We start from the raw sequence: 17,612 nt of genomic DNA on the forward strand, positions 1-17,612 counted from the left end.
TGGAAACACGTCCTTCGGGCCAATGGTGGCGGGAAGCGCGTGGCCGGATCCTCTATGACGTGACCCAGACAACCGAGACGGCCGAGTCCGTCGAGCCGACCGATCCCGCCGAACCGCCCGCCCCCGTCCGTACCCCCCGCGTGCACCGCGCCTGGTTCGTCGCGGCCGTCACCTTCGTCACGATCATCGGGGCGGCGGCCTTCGCCTCGCTGCCCGGCCTCCTGATCGAGCCGCTGCACGGCGAGTTCGCGTGGTCGCGCGGCACGATCGGCTTCGCGGTCTCCGTGAACCTCGCGCTGTACGGCCTGACGGCGCCGTTCGCGGCGGCGCTGATGGACCGCTTCGGCATCCGCAAGGTCGTCGCGCTCGCCCTGACGGTCATCGCGACCGGCTCGCTCCTCACCGTCTGGATGACGGCGGCCTGGCAACTGGTCCTGTTCTGGGGCGTCCTCGTCGGCCTCGGCAGCGGCTCGATGGCCCTGGCCTTCGCCGCGACGGTCACCAACCGCTGGTTCGTCGGGCGGCGCGGCCTGGTGACGGGCATCCTGACCGCGGCCGGCGCCTCCGGGCAACTGGTCTTCCTGCCGCTCCTCTCCTGGCTGGTCGAGCACCACGGCTGGCGCCCCGCCGCCGTCACGGTCGCCCTCGCCGCGCTGGCCGTCGTCCCCTTCGTGTGGCTGCTGCTCCGCGACCACCCGGCGGACGTGGGCCTGGCCCCGTACGGCGGGGAGTACACCCCCAAGCCCGCCCCGGTCACGGGCGCGGCCCGCCGCGCGGTCACCGTCCTCTTCAAGGCGGCCCGCACCGGCCCCTTCTGGCTCCTGGCCGGCACCTTCGCGATCTGCGGCGCGTCCACCAACGGCCTGGTGAAGACCCACTTCGTGCCCGCCGCCCACGACCACGGCATGCCGGTGACGGCGGCGGCCGGACTGCTCGCCGTGATCGGCGTCTTCGACGTCGTCGGCACGATCGCCTCCGGCTGGTTCACCGACCGCTTCGAGTCCCGCCGCCTGCTCGCCGTCTACTACGCCCTGCGCGGCGTCTCGCTGCTCTTCCTCCCGATGCTGCTGGCGCCCGCCGTGCACCCGCCGATGCTGTTCTTCATCGTCTTCTACGGCCTCGACTGGGTCGCCACGGTCCCGCCGACCATCGCCCTGTGCCGCGAGCACTACGGCGAGGACAGCGCCATCGTCTTCGGCTGGGTCCTCGCCTCCCACCAGGTCGGCGCGGCAGCCGTCGCCTTCGCGGGCGGCCTGGCCCGCGACGTCTTCGGCTCGTACGACCTCGTCTGGTACGCCTCGGGCGCCCTGTGCGCGGCGGCGGCCCTGATGGCCCTGGTCATCCGCAGGCCCCGGGTGGGGGCGGTGGCGACGGCGGGAGCATGATGGCGGCCAGGGGGTGACGTGCATGGCGTACGACGAGGACACGGCGTACGACGAGGACACGGCGTACGACGACACGCCGACCGACGAGGGTGACGAGGGCGCGGGCCGGACCTCCGACCGGATGCTCTGGGTCTCGGTCCTGGTGCTGTGCCTGGAGAGCGTCGCCCTCTGGATCGGCACCCAGTTGTGGAGCGACACCCAGCCGTCGTACGGCAGCGCCTACAGCTCGATGGCCATGCTGTTCCTGCCGGTCCTCGCGGTGATCTGGATGTTCGGCACGATCGCGGTGTCCCTGGCCGTCGTCCTGCCGGCGGCGGGCCTGAGCGAGGCCCTGGAACGCCGGTTCGGGGGCCGGGCCTGGCGCTGGCTGGTGCTCGTGGCGACCGTCCCTGCCGCGCTGCTCGTCCCGTTCCTCGGGGCCTGGTGGTGGTGGCCCGTCGGCTGGGCGGGGCTGACCGTGGCCGCGCTGACCGCACGCGAGGCCCGGCGCGGCTCGTTCACGACGGTGCTCCTGTGGGGCACGCTCGCCGTCCTGACCCTCGGTGTGGCGGGCGCCATCGCCGAGCACACCGGGTTGATCAAGGCCTACGCTCCGCCGCGCCTTTCCGGGCAGGCCCTGGTCGGCACCTGGACTGACGGCAGCGGCGGCAGGCTGACGTTCACGGCGGACGGCCGGGTGACGGCCGAGGGCGTCGTCCGCGAGGTCGTCGACGAGTACGACAACGTCCTCACCGCGGAGTGCAAGGGCGACGGCGGCTGGACTTACCAAGTCGCCGCCGACACCGACCGCCAGACGGTCGAACTCCACGTCGACGGCTGCTCCTGGCCCGCCTGGGACGTGGGCGGCAGCGACGCCACGCCCACGCTCTACCAGCTCTTCGGCGACCCGGACGCCCCGCGCCTGTACGAGCTCCGCAAGACCCCCGCCGCCGCTACCCGCTGAACCGCCCGAACCGCCCCCGGTGGAACAGCAGCGGGTCCGCCGTGCCGTCCGTGGCGCCGAGGGACTCGACGCGGCCGACCACGATCAGGTGGTCGCCCCCGGTGTGCACGGTCGTGATCGCGCAGTCGAGCCAGGCGGGGGCGCCCGGGAGGCGGGGCGAGCCGGTGGAGGGGGCGGGGGTCCACTCCACGCCCGCGAACTTGTCGGCGCCGCTCACCGCGAACGCCCGGCACAGCTCGCCCTGGTCGGCCCCGAGGATGTTGACGCAGAAGGTGCCCGCGCGGGCGATACGGGGCCAGGTCGTCGAGGTGCGGGCGACCATGAAGGCGATCAGCGGCGGGTCCAGGGAGAGCGACGCGAAGGACTGGCAGGCGAAGCCCGTCGGCCCTTCGGCGTCCAGGGCCGTCACGATCGTGACCCCGCTCGCGAAGTGCCCGAGCACGCGCCGGAACTCGGCGGGGTCGAGCGGCAGCCGCTCGTCGTCCCGTACGGCGCGCAGCGCGGGGCGGGGCAGGGGTTCCACGGCCGTGGGCGCACCGGCCGACCTGAGGTATCGGACGGCGGTGACCGCCATCCCAGCGTGTCCCATCACACCGCCCATTGAAGCTGACGGTTCGTCAGATGAGAACCCCCGCGCGTCAGTCGGTCCCGCCCACCGCCGCCTCGTACGCGAGCAGCGTGTCCACGAAAACGCGCCGCTGCTCCACCGTCAGCGGCGCGAGCGCGGTGCGCCAGGCCGCCGCGCCCTCACCGACGCCGTCGGCACCGTCTTCGGCGACGGCTTCGCCCGTCTCGTCGGCGTCGACCTCATCGGCGTACCCCAGCACCGCCGAGGCGTCGGCGGCGTCCCCACCGATGCTCACGGGCCGCATGTCACCCTCAGCATGCGCGAGGCCGCGTACCGCCTCCCGGCCGTCCCCGACGCCCCCGCCCGCCTCGTCGCCGCCACGACGGACGCCGTCGTCGGGGTGCTCGGCGAGGGCGTACGGAGTGAGGTCGTCGTCACGGTCGTGGGCGTCCCGGACGGGCGTACGGGGGTCGCGGGGGCGGTGGTCTGAGTCAGAGGCGGAACACCTGGACGGCTTGGCCGCCGTAGAGCGTCACAAAGGCGTGCCGGCCGTCCGGTGTCAGTGCGATGCGGGCCGGGCCGGTGCCCGTGGGAAGCGTGTCGACCACCTTCCGCGTGCGCGTGTCGATCACGGACACGCTGTTCGACTGCTCGTTGACCACGTACGCCCGCCGCCCGTCCGCGCTCACCGTGACGTCGGTCGGCTCCGTGCCCACGGGGACGGGGGCGCCGACCGTCCGGCCAGTGCGGGTGTCGACGACGTTCACGACGCCGTCCCGGTCCGTGACGTACAACTGCCGCCCGTCGGGTGTCAGGGCGAGCCCGTTCGTGGAGCTGCCGAGGCGGCCGGGCCGGCCGACGACCTGGCCGGTGGCCGCGTCGATCACCGACACCGAATCGGCGTTGCCGGAGCCCGAGTCGGCGACATAGACGCGCCGTCCGTCGGGGGAGACCGCCACGTCGACCGGGCCGCCGTCCACCGTGACCTCGCGGACCCGCTTGCCGGTCGCCGTGTCGATCACGGACACCGAGTGCGAGAAGACGTTGGCGACGTACACGCGGCGGCCGTCGCGGCTGACCGCCAGGCTGATCGGCACCTCGCCGATGCCGATGGAGCCGGTCTTCCCGTGCGTCGCCGTGTCGAACACGTACAGCGCTCCGTTCACGGAGAACAGGGTGTCGTTGACGACGTAGGCCCGGCGGCCGTCGGGCGAGATCGCCAGGTCCGTCGAGTCCGGGCCCACGGGGAACTCCGCGACCGGCTTCAGGGTGCGCGTGTCGATCACCTTCACCGTGCCCGTGCCGGTGACGGCCACATAGGCCCGCCGGCCGTCCGGCGTCATCGCGATCCCGTACGGCAACTCGCCGACCTCGATGGTCGTCCCGGCCGGCGCGTCCCGCGCGCCCGCCGTCGGCGCCACCAGCGCGCCCGACAGGGCGAGCAGGGCGGCGAGTCCGAACCGGAACGGGCGGTGGGTCCTCATGGCGCCTCCTGCCCCTCTCCCAGGATGGCGCCCTCCGCAGGACCCGCAACCGGACTTCGACCCCCTACCGCCCCTCGTACGTCGGCGTCCGCCGTTCCACGAACGCCGCCACCCCCTCCTGCGCGTCCCGCGTCGTCATGCAGAGCTCCTGCGCGTCCGCCTCCGCCGCGAAGGCGGACGCCCGGTCGGTGTCCAGGGACGCGTTCACCAGCCGCTTGGTGAGGGCCAGGGCCCGGGTCGGGCCCTGCGCGAGGCGCTCGGCCCACTCGCGGGCCGTCTTCTCCAGCTCCTCCGCCGGGACCACCCGGTTCACCAGGCCCATCGCCCGCGCCTCCGCCGCCGGGACCGAGTCCCCGAAGAACATCAGCTCCTTCGCCCGCTGCGGGCCGACGAGCCGCGGCAGCAGATACGCCCCGCCGCCGTCCGGCACGATCCCGCGCCGTACGAACACCTCCACGAACTTCGCCGGTTCCGCCGCGATCACCAGGTCACAGGCGAACGCCAGATGCGCCCCGATCCCGGCGGCCGTCCCGTTCACCGCCGCGATCACCGGCTTCTCGCAGTCCATGACGGCCCCGATGAAGCGCTGGGCGCCGGTGCGGATCATGCGGGCCACGTCGCCCTGGACCCTCTCCCCGGTCGCGGCGGGCCCGCCCCGCAGGTCCGCGCCCGCGCAGAAGCCCCGGCCGGTGGCCGTGATCACCACCGCCCGGACGGCCGGGTCGGCGGAGGCGTCCGCGAGGAGCGCGATGATCCGCTCCCGCTGGTCCCAGGTGACCGCGTTCATCGCCTCGGGCCGGTTGAGCGTGATCCACGAGACACCGTTCTCGACGGTGTGCAGGACGTCGGACATCTGCTCTCTCCTTCGGAGGTTGCTACTACCGGCACACCGCAAGCGCGTCCAACGCCACCGCCCCCTGCCCCCGCGGCAGCACCATCAACGGATTGATGTCCAACTCCGACAGATCGCCGTCCAGTTCGAGCGCCATCCGCTGCACCCGCAGCACCACCTCCACCAGCGCGTCCACGTCCGCCGGCGGCGCCCCCCGCACCCCGTCGAGCAGGGCCCGGCCGCGCAGCTCGTCCAGCATGTCCCGGGCCTCCCGCTCGCCGAACGGGGGCACCCGTACCGCCGCGTCGTTCAGGACCTCCACCAGGACGCCGCCGAGCCCGACCGTCACCGTGGGCCCGAAGAGCGGGTCGCGGGTCACGCCGACGACCATCTCGACCCCGCGCGGCACCATCTGGCAGACCAGGATGCCGTCCAGGTCGATGCCCTCGTAGCGGGCGATGTCGGTCAACTCCCGGTACGTGTCGCGGATCTGGCTCGCCGAGGTCAGGCCGACCTTCACGAGGCCCAGCTCCGTCTTGTGGGCGAGCTGCGGGCCCGAGGCCTTCATCACGACCGGGTAGCCGACCAGGCCCGCCGCCCGTACGGCCGCCGCCGCGCTGGTCACGAGCTGCTCGCGCGGCACCCGGATCCCGTACGCCCGAAGGAGCTGCTTCGCCGCGTGCTCGCTCAGCCGGTGGCCGGGCCGCATCAGGGCCTGCGCCTTGCGGAAGGAGGGCGAGGGGGTGCGCGGGGCCTCGTCGAAGGGGGAGCGGTAACCGGTGGTGAAGCGGTGGTGGTCGAGGTACGCCTTCACCGCGCCGATGCAGTTGCCGAAGGTGCGGAAGGTGGCGACCCGGGAGGAGCCGAGCAGCGTCGTGCGGTAGGCGTCCTCGGTGCCGACGGGCGAGCCCCACACCACGCAGACCAGCTTGTCCGTCGCCTCGGCCGCGTCCACCAGGTCCTGCGCCAGCTTGTCGCTCATCGGCGGGAAGGGCCCGGTGATGGGACAGATCAGGACCCCGACCTCGGGGTCGGCGAGGATCGCGTCGATGATCTTCCGGCCGCGCCAGTCGCCGACCGGGTGCCCGCCGTTGTCGACGGGGTTGGCCACGCTCAGGTACGGGGGGATCCACTGGTGGAGCTCGTCCTGCTTGGCCTCGGACAGGGTCGGCAGGCTGAGCCCGGCGGCCGTGGCGAGGTCGGAGAAGTGGGCGCCGGTGCCGCCGGAGATGGAGTAGACGACGACGCCGTCCGCGACCGGCTTGCGGGCGCGGGCGAGCAGCGCGGCGGTGTCCTGGAGCTGGTCGAGCCCGTCGACCCGGATCACCCCGAACTGGCGCATGGCCGCGTCGACGACCTTGTCCGCGCCGGTCAGCTTGCCGGTGTGCGAGGCGGCCATCCGGGCCCCGGCCTCGGTGCGGCCCACCTTGACCGCGACGACGGGCACCCCGCGCCGGGCGGCCTGGTCGGCGGCGAGCAGGAAGGAACGCCCGTCCTTGAGCCCCTCCACGTAACAGGCGATGGCGCCGACCTCGGGCCGGTGCGCGAAGTACGAGAGGAAGTCGGCGGTCTCCAGGTCGGCCTCGTTGCCGGTGGGCGCCCAGTGCGAGAGCCGGACGCCGAGCTCCTGCATGGTGAAGACGGGCCGGCCCTGGTGCCCGGACTGGGTGATGAGGGCGACGGCGGGTCCTTCGAGGTCCTCGCGGAAGCGCTCGAAGGCGTTGAGGTTGGTGTTGGGGCCGAGCATCCGAAGGCCCGAGCGCCCCACGGCGGCCGCGAGGCGCTCCTGCGCGGCGGCGCCCGCCTCGCCGGTCTCGGCGAAGCCGGAGGCGAAGGCGACGGCGAACCGGACCTTGGCCTCGGCCAGTTGCTCGACGACCGGGAGCGGGTCGGCGACCAGGAGCACGGCGAGGTCGACCTGGACGCCGAGGGCGCCGAGGTCGGCGACGGAGGCGACGCAGTCGATGCCGAAGACGGCGGTACGGGTCGGGTGCACCGGCACCACCCGCGCGCCGACCCGCCCGGCCCAGTCGAGGAGCTGGCGGGTGATCCCGGTGTTGGGCCGCCCCTCGGTGTCGGACGCGCCGACGACGGCCACCACCTCGGGCCGGAAGAACCGGTCGAGCTCGGGCACGGGCGCGTGCAGGGCCCGCCCGCTGACGTCCTTGTCGCCCTCGACGGCGGTGACGCCGTGCACGGTGACCCGGGTGGGCTGCTCGCCGCAGGCGACGACCCGGGCGCGGAGGTCCGTGGTGAAGGTGCCGTGAGTCGATCCAAGCATCGTGGTAGCTCCGCCCGTCCGTTACCTCATCCCTGACGCATAGTCAGATTACAGAACTGACGGGGAGTCAGGAATGGTCGTGCAGCGAACTGTCGCGGCGGGGCTCCGTCTATCGCGCACCCTTGGCGGTTCTGGCGATCCGCCGGGCGATCCGCTCCGCGTCGATCGCCATCTCCCGGAACATCCCGCTGATCGGATTCGTGAACCCGGTGAAGTAGAGCCCCGGCGCCCCGCCCGGGCACCTCGCCCCCCGCGCCACCGGCCGTCCGCGCTCGTCGAGCACGCCGAGGTGGCCGATCAGCGGCTCCAGGGCGCGCGCGTACCCGGTGGCGGCGATCACCGCGTCCGGGGTGATGCGGGACCCGTCGGCGAGCACGACCTCGCCGCCGTCGAACGATTCCACGGCGGCGACCGGCTCCACCTTCCCCGCCCGGACGGCCGCCACGAGCCCGACGTCCTGGACCGGGATCGCGCCCTGACGCGCCCGGGAGTAGAGCCCGCCCGAGGGCCGGGGTATCCCGTACGCGGAGAGGTCGGCGGTCATGAACCGCCCGAGCAGACCGGTGAGCCGGTCCACCAGGCCCACCGGAAGCCGCCGTATGAGGATGCCGTTGCGCTGGCTCGCCCAGCCGGCCGTGGAGCGCCGCACGATGTACGGGGCGGTGCGCACGGCGAGCCGCACCCGGGCGGCGCCGCCCTCGGCGAGGTCGGCCGCGATCTCGGCCCCGGTGTTGCCGACGCCGACGACGAGGACGTCCCGGCCCTTGTAGGGGGCGGGGTCGCGGTAGGCGCTGGCGTGGACGAGCTCCCGGTCACGCAGATAACGGTCAAGCCCGGGCCAGTCCGGAAGACGGGGAGTGTGGTTGTACCCGGTGGCGACGACGACGGCGGACCCGACGAGCCGCCGCCCCCCGGTGGCATGCAGCACCCACTCCCCACCGTCCCCACCACCCCGCTCCACCCGCTCGACCCGGTCGACCTCGACCCCGGTCACGATCTCCAGGTCGTGGACCTCGGCGTACTTCTCCAGATAGCGCACGACGTCCGCGCGGGCGACCCAGCGCCCGAAGGAGCGGGGGATGGCGAGGCCGGGGAGGGCGGAGAGCCGGCGGGTGGTGTGCAGGCGCAGCCGGTCGTAGTGGCGGCGCCAGGAGGCGCCGACGGCGTCGGTCTTCTCCAGGACGACGGCCCGTACGCCCTGCGCGCGCAGGGCGGCGGCGACGGCGAGGCCGCCGGGGCCGCCGCCGATGACGTAGACGGGGTGGGTCGGGGGAGTGGTCATGACTGCTGAGCGTAATGACGCGTACACGCCGTGGGTCTCGGTCAAGAGGGGGTTCGGTTGCGAATCGATCACGCGTGCAGAGGTCTTGCGAAGACCCCCCGCGATCCGCTGAACTGACGACCCATCAGATGTCATCCTCCTGAGGGGCGGCGGGGCGTATGCAATCGATCTGGCTCACGGGCGCCGAATGGCTCGCCGTCCTGCGCATCGGCCTCGGCCTGTGGTGGCTGGAGAGCTGGCGGCACAAGGACAAGAAGGGCTGGTTCGAGCGGGGCACGGGCATCGCGTGGGCGGCGGACGTGGCGGGCAAGCACAAGTGGCCGCCGGTGAAGAAGGGCTTCGACGCGATCGTCGCCCCGCACCCGAAGCTGATGGCGTACGTGGTCGTCTACGCCGAACTGGCCCTGGCCCTGGGCCTGATAGCGGGCCTCCTCACCCCCGTCGCCCTCATCGGCGGCCTCCTCCTCAACCTCCTCTACCTCACCCTGATGATCCACGACTGGGCCGAGCAGGGGCAGAACGCGATGATGGCGCTGATCTCCCTGGTCGCCCTCTTCGCGATGTCCTGGCAGACCTGGTCCCTCGACCACGCGATCGGACTCTTCTGATGACGGCCACGCCGGATGTCGACGCCTTCACCAGCACCTACTGGGCCGCCGCAGCCGAAGGCCGCCTCCTGCTCCGCCACTGCACCGCCTGCGACCGCGCCCACCACTACCCGCGCGAGTTCTGCCCGCACTGCTGGAGCGACTCCGTCGAATGGCGCCCGGCCACCGGTCGAGCCACCCTCTACACCTGGTCCGTCGTCCACCGAAACGACCTCCCGCCCTTCGGCGACCGCGTCCCGTACGTGGCGGCGGTGGTCGACCTGGAGGAGGGCCCGAGGATGATGACCCAGGTCATCGACTGCGAGGAGCCGGACCTCCGCATCGGCATGCCCCTGGACGTCACCTTCCGCGCGGAGGGCGACGTCCAGGTGCCGGTGTTCAGACCCCGACGGTCGTGACCTGCTGGCCGCAGAGCTTGACCATGTCGTCGACGTCCGAGGTGACGATGATCCTGGGGCTCGGATAGCCCAGGGCGGTGGCCGCGACCACGGAGTCGATCGCGTACTTGTGCCCGTGCAGGTTCGCGTTGCGCAGCAGGTCGAGGGCCCGCCATGAGATCTCGTCCGTGACGGGGACGACCTCCAGGCGGGAGACCTCCCAGCGGAAGCGGTCCATGCGCGTCCGTGGGTTCCACGCTTCGAGCAGGGTCAGGTTGCTGACGGCGACCAGAACGTCCTTCGACTGGGCGGCCCGCACCAGCCCGACCACCTTGGGGTCGTTGGACATGTACTTGCTCAGCCCCTGGGAGTCGAGCAGGAGGACGCCGTGGGCTAACTGGCTTCGCGCTCGCGCCACGTCTCCACCTCCTCGGCGTCCCGCCGGGCGGCCTGCTCCACGGCCTCACGGAAGATGGCCTCGGCCCACTCCTGGATCTCCTGGCTGGGCGGCCCGATCTCGGCCTCCTTCGCCCGGAGCGACTCCTCCAGCAGATCCCGCTGTATCTGCCGCTCGACCGCCGCACTCACATACGCCGAGAACCCGCGCGCACCCACCCGCGCCTTGACCGCCGCGATGCGCCCGGCCGGCATGGAAACGCTGACCTTCTGGGCGGGGCCCTCGTCGGGCCCGTACTCCGCCTGAGACTCCATGGGGCCGAGAGTAGCAAAGCAAGTGGCAAGTCAGGTCCTGATCCGCTCCACCGGTACCCACAGCTGCGAGTCCGTAGGTGTGCCGACCTCCACCGGCATCGTCCGGAGGAGCTCCGGCCCCGGCCGGCTCGCGTACGGGTTGGAGGGGAACCACTGGGTGAAGACGTCGCGCCACAGTTCCTGGAGGGCGATCGGGTAGGGGCCGTGGTTGTCGAAGACGGCCCAGGTGCCGGGCGGGACGTCGAGGGCGGCCAGGTCGCCCGGGTCCGCGTCCGGGGCGGTGACGACGCCGATCCAGTAGTCCAGCTCGGTGCCCTCCTCCCGGCTGTCGGACAGGTGGACCGCCGCCGACACGACCCCCGCCGGCTCCCCCTCCGCCAGCCCCTTCATCCGGGCGATCGTCGGCCCGTCCAGGCTCTGCGCGAGTGCCGCGCCCGCCGGGTTGACCCCCTCGTGGACCAGGGGGATACGGGCCGTCCTGCCGACGAAGCGGAACGCTTCCTTCTCCACGATCCGATAGCGCATGGTGCTGCTCCCTTCGATGACGACACGGAAGGACATCCGCGGCTGCGCCGTGAGCTCCGCGCCGGTCCGCCGGGCCTCGCCGGGCCCGATCCCGTGCACCGACCGGAACGCCCGCGCGAACGCCTCCGCCGACCCGTAGCCGTACCGCACCGCCACGTCGAGCAGCGTCAGCTCCCCGGCCAGCACCTCGGCCCCCGCCAGCGTCATCCGCCGGCGCCGCACGTACACGGACAGCGGCATCCCGGCGAGCGCCGAGAACAGGCGCCGGAAGTGGTACTCCGACGTCGTCGCGATCCGGGCCGCCCCGGCGATGTCGAGCTCGTCGTCGAGCCCGCCGTCGAGATGGGCCTCGATGTGGTCGAGCGCCTCGTTCAGCCGGTCCAGCACGGGTGGGTGTCCTTTCCTCTGATGCCTCCACCGTAGGAAGCGCCAGCCTGCCAGCACCCGACAAACGGTGCCCGGAACGGTCGGGCGCTTGCGCTTGCCGCAGCGTCAACTCGTACGTTCGTCATGTGGGGCCGGAGACACCGGCCCGGCGAACGGAAGGACACCACCATGGCCTGGTCGATCGCGGACGTGGCCCGGATGTCCGGAGTCACCTCCCGGACCCTGCGCCACTACGACGAGATCGGCCTGCTGCCGCACGCCTGGATCGGCTCCAACGGGCACCGCCACTACGAGGAGGACGACCTGCTGCGTCTCCAGCAGATCCTCCTCATGCGGGAGCTCGGGCTGAGCCTCAAGGAGATCCAGGCCGTCCTGGACAGCCAGGTCGACCGCGTGGCCGTCCTCCGCGAGCACCACGAACGGCTGCTCGCCGAGCACGACCGCCTCGGGACACTCGCCCGCACGGTCGCCCGCACCATCACCGAACTGGAGGAGAAACCCCCCATGACGAAGATCAACCGCCCCGAGAACCTCTTCGAGGGCTTCGAGCCCGACCCCGACCTTGAGGCCGAGGCCCAGGAGCGCTGGCCGGCGGCGTACGAGGAGTCCCGGCAGGCGACCGGGGCCATGACCCCCGCCGACATCGAGGCCTACCAGCGCGACGTCACGGCACAGATGATCCGCTTCGCGGAGTTCATGGCCGCCGGCACCCCCGCCGACGACCCGGCCGTCCAGGCCGAGGTCGACGTCCACTACCGCAGCGTGGCCCGCTTCTGGACCCCGAACGCGGAGGCGTACAAGGGCCTGGCCACGATGTACGTGGACGACCCCCGCTTTCGCGCGAACTTCGAGCGGATCGCGGCCGGTCTTGCCGAGTATCAGCGCGATGCGATGGCTGTCTACGCGGCTGCCCGGCTGAGCTGAAACGGACCGTACCCAGGCGCGAGAATCGCGCCATGCGCATCGTGATCATCACCGCCGGATCCCGGGGCGACGTCGCCCCCTTCACCGGCCTGGGCCGTCGTCTCCGGGACGCCGGACACGACGTGGCCCTCGCCGCGCACCCCTCCTTCGCCGAGCTCATCGACGGCTGCGGCCTCGCCCTCCGCCCCGTCCCCGGCGACCCGCAACAGCTCATCCGCGACTGGGCCCGGGCCGCCTCCCGGGAGGAGGTCCAGGCCCTGACCAGGGCGTACGCGGACGGGCTCGCCGACGGAGTGGCGGACGCGGTGGCGGGCGGGGCCGATCTCCTGCTCACCGCCTTCGGCCCTTCGGCGCTCGCGACCGCGGCCGCCGAGGCGCACGGCATCCCCGTCATCGGCACCTACCTCACCCCGTCCTTCGCCACCGCTCGCTTCCCGCTCCCCAACGCCAGGGACACCGGGCAGGGCAACCTCGCCGCCGGACAGGACGTGGTGCGCCGCGCGGCAGGCGCCTTCGCGGGCGCGGTGACCCGGCTCCGTACCCGCCTCGGACTCCCCGAGGCGGGTGCGGAGCCGCCCGTCGTCCGCCCCGTCCTCCACGGCTACAGCCCCCTCGTCCTGCCCCGCCCCGACGACTGGCCGTCCGGCGTCGAGGTCTCGGGCTACTGGTGGCCCGCCCGCCCCGACGGCTGGCGCCCCCCGCCCGACCTGGCCGACTTCCTCCAGGCGGGCCCGCCCCCGGTCTTCCTCGGCTTCGGCAGCATGCTGCCCGGCGAGGGCGAACGCCTCGGCCCGCTGGTGACGGAAGCCGTACGGAAGGCGGGCGTCCGGGCCGTCGTCCAAGCGGGCTGGGCCGATCTGGGCACCGCCCTCGGCGGCCCCGACATCCTCCCCATCGGCGACGTCCCCCACGACTGGCTCTTCCCGCGCACCGCCGCCGTCGTCCACCACGCGGGCGCCGGGACCACCGGCGCCGCCCTGCGCGCCGGGGTGCCCGCCGTCCCCGTCCCCGTCATGGCCGACCAGCCCTTCTGGGCCCAGCGGCTGTACGAGCTCGGCGTCGCCCCCCGCCCCGTACCGTTCCAGGACCTGACGGCGGAGGCCCTCGCCACCGCCATCACGACCTGCCTGTCCGACCCGTCCCACCGCCACCGCGCGGCCGAACTCGCCCAGGGGATCGGCGAGGAGGACGGCGCGGCGGCGGTCCTGACGGAGGTCGAGCGCCTCGGCTGACGGAGACTCAGCCGCCGAAGCGCGGGTCCAGCGCGCCCGCCGTGTCGAAGCGGGCGAGCACGAGGTGCCGGGCGCCCGCCGTACCCACGACGACGACGTAGCCGTCGCCCTGGACGAGGAGGGCGCAGAGGCGCTGCGGTGCGGTGCCGAAGTCGAGCCGGGTCAGGCCACGGGTGCCGAACTCCCCGTCCGGCTCACCCTTGTTGGTGGTGGCGGCGACCCCGAGGACCGTGCCGAACCGGCCCGCCGTGAGGACGTGCCCGTCCGTCCGCGCGCCGACGACGTTGCCCTCGGAGTCGGTGGCCGTGGGGATGGTGGCGAGACCCTTCTCGCCGTACGTGGTGTCGGCGGCGCCGGTGTGCCGGTGCCGCACGACGGCGAACTTCCCGCCCGCGCTGCCCGTCATCACGATGTTCCCCGAGCTGTCGACGACCATGTTGTCGCTCACCCCGCTCTGCACGGCCGAGGCGATCAGCAGCTTGCCCTTCGTACCGAAGCCGCTCGTCGGCGCACCCTTCGGCGTCAGCGACCAGAGGGAGGCGTGCCGCTGCTGCCCGGGCACCTCGGTGCTGCCCGCGACGACGACGGTGCCGTCCTCCTGGAGGGCGATGGCGGTGGGCGTCTCGGGGTCCTTGGCGGGCGAGCGGTAGAGCCCGTCGCCGTCGAAGGAGGCGTCGCGCCGCCCGTCGTTGCCCCAGCGCCCGACGAGCAGCCGCCCTTCGGCCCGGGCGGCGAGCACCGCCTTGCCGTCGCCCTGGACAGCGACCGCCGCCGCCTCGGTACCGGCCGGGAGCGCGGTGGCGAACAGCACCCCGTCCCCGCTGAAGCCCTTGTCCGGCTTGCCCTCCTTGGTCAGGCGCGCGAGCACCGCCGTCTGCTTGGCGTCGCCGGACGCGGCCCTGGTCCCGGCGACGGTGAGGGACCCGTCCTCGTCGAACGCGACGGCGGCGGCGGAGACGCCGGTGGCGGGCACGCGGGCGTAGCCCTTGGTGCCGTACGAGGTGTCGACGGCGCCGCCGGAGGTGAACCGTACGACGGTGATCCCGTCGTCCGTGTTGACGGCGACGGCCACCCGCCCGTCGGCGGACATGTCGGCCGCGGCGGCCTCGGCGTCCTTGGGGAAGACCTGCGCGACCGTCCCGGCCCGCGCCTCGGGGGCATCGGACGCGACGGCGGGTGTGGCCGTGGTCAGAAGCAGGGCCGCACCCATCAGACAGGAGGGTGCGAGGAGGACTCGGGGCATGGCGCTGTCCTTGGGAGGAGTGCGTACGGAGGGACGGCGGAGAGCGGGACTCGTGCGGGCGTTCGTCGCCCGTGCGTGCTCATATCCGCCATCGGGAGTAACCCCGAGATCCCCTGACCGGTTACTGCCCTCGGGCCGCTCAGGCCCAACTCCCGTACCGAGAGGCAGACATGGCTTCCACCCGCAGGAGCGCCGCGTGCCGCGCGACGCTCTTTCTCACCGCAGGCGCCCTCGCCCTGACCTCCGCCCTCCCGGCGGTGGCCGCACCGGAGACGGTGACGAAGGCCGGCCGCAAGACGACCAGCGAGTGGGACGTCCCGAACGACTCGCGCGGCGGCATCCAGGTCTACGACGGTTTCACGGACGACAACGTCAGAAAGACCGGCCTGTACGGGATGGTCTATCACCTGGACGGCGTCGACGACGCGACCGAGTGCGGCAATACCGCCAAGTCGTGGCCCAAGCAGGAGATCGACTACCTCAAGAAGCCCGACGCCAAGCTCAAGAAGTTCACCTACCTCAGGCAAGAGGCCGAGTTCGAGCCGACCGGCAAGAGGATGACCGTTCCTCCCGGCGGCACCGTCACGGTGAAGAACGAGACGGAGACGACGGAGAGCCACGAGAGCAGCACCGAACTCTCCTTCGGCTTCGCCGGCGAGTTCCTCTCGGCGGGGTTCTCGGGGGGCGACGCGTACACCGACAGCCACACGATCCGGAAGGGCCAGGAAAGCAGCGTCCACAACCCGAGCAACACGCTCACCCAGGAGTACGCGTTCGGGTTCACCCGGGACTACTACGCCGTGCAGATGCGCCCCTGGGACGCCGACTGGCACGAGAAGGGCAGCCGGATCTACGTCGGATCCACCGTCGACTCCCCGGCCCGCTTCATGACCGTCCCCGTCACCGGCTGCTACCGCAAGGCGTACTTCGCGACGATCTCCGCCGTCCGCAGCTCCGGCGCGGAGAAGGTCGCCGAGTACGTCAACAAGGGCAACGCCGCGAACTGCCGGATGACCGTCAACTCCGACGACGCCACCTGGTTCCGCCGGGTCAAGGAGGCGGACGGGACCGTGCACTTCGACGAGGTCCAGGGCGCGGAGCTGGAGAAGGGCACGTGCGTCAAGCACAACGGCAAGCGCGACGACTCCACCGGCGCCACCTTCTTCCAGATGTCGATGCTCGCCCCGGCCAAGGGCAAGAAGTGCCGGGCGACCCCCGCGGCCCGCTGCACGGAGAAGCTGTGGGTGAAGGCGGACGAGCTCACCGGCACGGACGTCGAGCCGCCGGCGCCGCCGCAGTGGAAGACGGGCCAGAAGCTGTTCATCCGCTCCAACGTCAAGGGCAAGACCAACGAGTGGCTGGGCTGGGACGCCGCCACGCACGTCACCGAGCCGGTCAGGTCCTGGGAGCTGGTGAAGGCCGGTAAGGGCCAGTGGCGGTTGAAGAACGGCAACGGCAAGTGCCTGTCGGGGACGGGTGACACGGTGTCCCTCGTGACCTGCGGGGACGACGTGTCCCAGGCATGGGACTTCCGCATCTCCAGCCACACCAAGCGAGGCGTGATCTTCTTCCTCCAGGAGAGCGGCTGGGGGGACTGCGTCCAGTACAAGGGCGTCGGTGACGCCGTCGAGGGCCCCGAGTGCAAGCAGATCGCCAAGCAGCACTGGCGTATCTCCGAGTCCTGACCGTCACACCCGGGCGGGGAGGGCGGGGTAGTCGGTATACCCCTCCGCCCCGCCCGTGTACATCAGCCCGCTCTCCCGCACGGCATTGAGCGCCGCACCCTCCCGCAGCCGGGCCACCAGATCCGGGTTCGCGAGGAAGGACCGCCCGAGGGAGATCAGGTCCGCCCCGGCGGCGAGCAGCCGTTCCCCCGCCGCCCGCCCGCCGTCGGCCGGCAGCGGCCCGCCCCACCCGAGCACCGGGTTCGCGATCAGCGCGCCCGGCCAGGCCTTCCGGATCTCCTGGAACAGCGCCTGCTCGGGGTCGGCGAACACGACGTGCAGATACGCGAGCCCCTGGTCGGCGAGGGCGGCGACGAGCGCCGGATAGATCTCCTCGGGGTCGCCCTCCTCGATCCCGTTGACGCCGACCCCGGGGGAGATCCGCACCCCGACCCGCTCGGGCCCGATCGCCTCGGCGACCGCCCGCACCACCTCCACCGCGAACCGGATCCGGTGCGCGACGGGCCCGCCGTACCCGTCCGCCCGCAGGTTGGTGTTCTTCGCGAGGAACTGGTGGATCAGATACCCGTTCGCCGCGTGCACCTCCACCCCCTCGAAGCCCGCCTCGACCGCCCGCCGCGCGGCGGCGGCGAAGTCGGCCACGGTCGCCCCGATCTCGTCCACGCCCAGCTCGCGCGGTACGACGGCGGGCCGCGAGCCGCCGGGCGTGTGGATGGGCTCCGGCAGCGCGACAGGGGAGGGAGCGACGGGGACGAGTCCGCTGGTGTCGGGGTGGCCGACCCGTCCGCCGTGCTGCACCTGCACGAACATCCTCCCGCCCGCCGCCCGTACGGCGTCGGTGACGCGCCGCCAGCCCGCCACATGGGCGTCCGTGTACAGGGCGGGGATGTTCGCGTACGTCTGCCCCACGGCGTTCGGCGTAGTCGCCTCCGCGACGATCAGACCGGCGCTCGCCCGCTGCGCGTAGTACGTGGCCATGAGCGCGCTCGGCACCCCGTCGGCGGCGGCGCGGTTCCGCGTCAGCGGCGCCATGACCAGCCGGTTGGGGAGAGGGACGGGGCCGAGGTGGGTGGCTTCGAAGAGGCGGGATCCGCTCGTGTTCTGCGTCATGCCGGTACCGTAGATCTTGACACCGGTGTCAGATT

General features: G+C 72.7%; 19 protein-coding genes. 8 read left to right on the top strand and 11 right to left on the bottom strand.

What is annotated here, in order from left to right; translation table 11 throughout:
- Window positions 1–59 precede the first annotated feature (59 nt).
- Window positions 60–1,385 carry an MFS transporter gene (locus ABTZ54_RS04505; RefSeq protein ID WP_351657122.1) on the top strand — a complete coding sequence of 442 codons (1,326 nt, stop codon included), beginning with the start codon at window positions 60–62 and terminating at the stop codon, window positions 1,383–1,385.
- A gap of 22 nt (window positions 1,386–1,407) precedes the next feature.
- Window positions 1,408–2,328, top strand: coding sequence for a hypothetical protein (locus tag ABTZ54_RS04510; RefSeq protein ID WP_351657125.1), 921 nt, complete (start codon window positions 1,408–1,410; stop codon window positions 2,326–2,328).
- Here the strand turns inward: ABTZ54_RS04510 and ABTZ54_RS04515 are convergent.
- Complete coding sequence (locus tag ABTZ54_RS04515; RefSeq protein WP_351657748.1) at window positions 2,318–2,902, bottom strand: flavin reductase family protein; 585 nt, start codon at window positions 2,900–2,902, stop codon at window positions 2,318–2,320. The genes ABTZ54_RS04510 and ABTZ54_RS04515 overlap by 11 nt on opposite strands.
- A gap of 64 nt (window positions 2,903–2,966) precedes the next feature.
- Window positions 2,967–3,191, bottom strand: coding sequence for a hypothetical protein (locus ABTZ54_RS04520; protein ID WP_351657128.1), 225 nt, complete (start codon window positions 3,189–3,191; stop codon window positions 2,967–2,969).
- 21 nt (window positions 3,192–3,212) lie between these two features.
- On the opposite strand from ABTZ54_RS04520, the gene ABTZ54_RS04525 reads away from it, so the two are divergent.
- The gene (locus tag ABTZ54_RS04525) at window positions 3,213–3,386 is read left to right on the top strand and encodes a hypothetical protein (protein ID WP_351657131.1); all 174 of its coding nucleotides are present in this window, start codon (window positions 3,213–3,215) and stop codon (window positions 3,384–3,386) included.
- Between the two features lies 1 nt (window position 3,387).
- Here ABTZ54_RS04525 and ABTZ54_RS04530 read toward each other — a convergent pair whose 3' ends face one another.
- The 4 genes from ABTZ54_RS04530 to ABTZ54_RS04545 all read right to left on the bottom strand — a co-directional run bounded on the left by ABTZ54_RS04530 (window position 3,388) and on the right by ABTZ54_RS04545 (window position 8,775).
- Window positions 3,388–4,380, bottom strand: coding sequence for a YncE family protein (locus tag ABTZ54_RS04530; protein WP_351657133.1), 993 nt, complete (start codon window positions 4,378–4,380; stop codon window positions 3,388–3,390).
- 64 nt (window positions 4,381–4,444) lie between these two features.
- Entirely contained in the window at window positions 4,445–5,233 is a 789-nt protein-coding gene (locus ABTZ54_RS04535; RefSeq protein ID WP_351657135.1) for an enoyl-CoA hydratase/isomerase family protein, read from the bottom strand.
- Window positions 5,234–5,258: 25 nt separating this feature from the next.
- The gene (locus ABTZ54_RS04540) at window positions 5,259–7,493 is read right to left on the bottom strand and encodes an acetate--CoA ligase family protein (protein ID WP_351657138.1); all 2,235 of its coding nucleotides are present in this window, start codon (window positions 7,491–7,493) and stop codon (window positions 5,259–5,261) included.
- A gap of 109 nt (window positions 7,494–7,602) precedes the next feature.
- Window positions 7,603–8,775 carry a flavin-containing monooxygenase gene (locus tag ABTZ54_RS04545; protein ID WP_351657141.1) on the bottom strand — a complete coding sequence of 391 codons (1,173 nt, stop codon included), beginning with the start codon at window positions 8,773–8,775 and terminating at the stop codon, window positions 7,603–7,605.
- A gap of 158 nt (window positions 8,776–8,933) precedes the next feature.
- Here ABTZ54_RS04545 and ABTZ54_RS04550 point away from each other — a divergent pair, with 158 nt between their 5' ends.
- Together ABTZ54_RS04550 and ABTZ54_RS04555 are read left to right on the top strand one after the other, a co-directional pair.
- Window positions 8,934–9,383, top strand: a complete 450-nt coding sequence (locus tag ABTZ54_RS04550; protein WP_351657144.1) for a DoxX family protein — start codon at window positions 8,934–8,936, stop codon at window positions 9,381–9,383.
- Window positions 9,383–9,781, top strand: coding sequence for a Zn-ribbon domain-containing OB-fold protein (locus ABTZ54_RS04555; protein ID WP_351657146.1), 399 nt, complete (start codon window positions 9,383–9,385; stop codon window positions 9,779–9,781). Before ABTZ54_RS04550 ends, ABTZ54_RS04555 begins: the two co-directional genes overlap by 1 nt.
- Here the strand turns inward: ABTZ54_RS04555 and ABTZ54_RS04560 are convergent.
- The 3 genes from ABTZ54_RS04560 to ABTZ54_RS04570 are packed head-to-tail and all read right to left on the bottom strand — an operon-like array spanning window position 9,762 to window position 11,383.
- On the bottom strand, window positions 9,762–10,178 hold the full coding sequence (locus tag ABTZ54_RS04560) for a PIN domain-containing protein (protein ID WP_351657148.1): 417 nt from the start codon (window positions 10,176–10,178) through the stop codon (window positions 9,762–9,764). The genes ABTZ54_RS04555 and ABTZ54_RS04560 overlap by 20 nt on opposite strands.
- The gene (locus tag ABTZ54_RS04565; protein WP_351657152.1) at window positions 10,154–10,471 is read right to left on the bottom strand and encodes a hypothetical protein; all 318 of its coding nucleotides are present in this window, start codon (window positions 10,469–10,471) and stop codon (window positions 10,154–10,156) included. Before ABTZ54_RS04565 ends, ABTZ54_RS04560 begins: the two co-directional genes overlap by 25 nt.
- Window positions 10,472–10,501: 30 nt before the next feature.
- Window positions 10,502–11,383 carry an AraC family transcriptional regulator gene (locus tag ABTZ54_RS04570; RefSeq protein ID WP_351657155.1) on the bottom strand — a complete coding sequence of 294 codons (882 nt, stop codon included), beginning with the start codon at window positions 11,381–11,383 and terminating at the stop codon, window positions 10,502–10,504.
- Between the two features lie 168 nt (window positions 11,384–11,551).
- Between ABTZ54_RS04570 and ABTZ54_RS04575 the strand changes: the two genes are divergently transcribed.
- On the top strand, window positions 11,552–12,307 hold the full coding sequence (locus tag ABTZ54_RS04575; RefSeq protein WP_351657158.1) for a MerR family transcriptional regulator: 756 nt from the start codon (window positions 11,552–11,554) through the stop codon (window positions 12,305–12,307).
- A gap of 32 nt (window positions 12,308–12,339) precedes the next feature.
- Window positions 12,340–13,539, top strand: coding sequence for a glycosyltransferase (locus tag ABTZ54_RS04580; protein WP_351657160.1), 1,200 nt, complete (start codon window positions 12,340–12,342; stop codon window positions 13,537–13,539).
- 7 nt (window positions 13,540–13,546) lie between these two features.
- Here the strand turns inward: ABTZ54_RS04580 and ABTZ54_RS04585 are convergent, their stop codons facing one another.
- Window positions 13,547–14,782 (bottom strand): hypothetical protein, encoded by a 1,236-nt coding sequence (locus tag ABTZ54_RS04585; protein ID WP_351657161.1) that lies wholly within the window; start codon window positions 14,780–14,782, stop codon window positions 13,547–13,549.
- A 170-nt stretch (window positions 14,783–14,952) separates the two neighbouring features.
- Here ABTZ54_RS04585 and ABTZ54_RS04590 point away from each other — a divergent pair, with 170 nt between their 5' ends.
- Window positions 14,953–16,467, top strand: coding sequence for a ricin-type beta-trefoil lectin domain protein (locus tag ABTZ54_RS04590; RefSeq protein ID WP_351657163.1), 1,515 nt, complete (start codon window positions 14,953–14,955; stop codon window positions 16,465–16,467).
- A 3-nt stretch (window positions 16,468–16,470) separates the two neighbouring features.
- Here ABTZ54_RS04590 and ABTZ54_RS04595 read toward each other — a convergent pair whose 3' ends face one another.
- Window positions 16,471–17,577 (bottom strand): alkene reductase, encoded by a 1,107-nt coding sequence (locus ABTZ54_RS04595; RefSeq protein ID WP_351657165.1) that lies wholly within the window; start codon window positions 17,575–17,577, stop codon window positions 16,471–16,473.
- Window positions 17,578–17,612: the final 35 nt, after the last annotated feature.

The organism is Streptomyces sp. NPDC094032 (assembly GCF_040303965.1).
Lineage (GTDB): Bacteria > Actinomycetota > Actinomycetes > Streptomycetales > Streptomycetaceae > Streptomyces.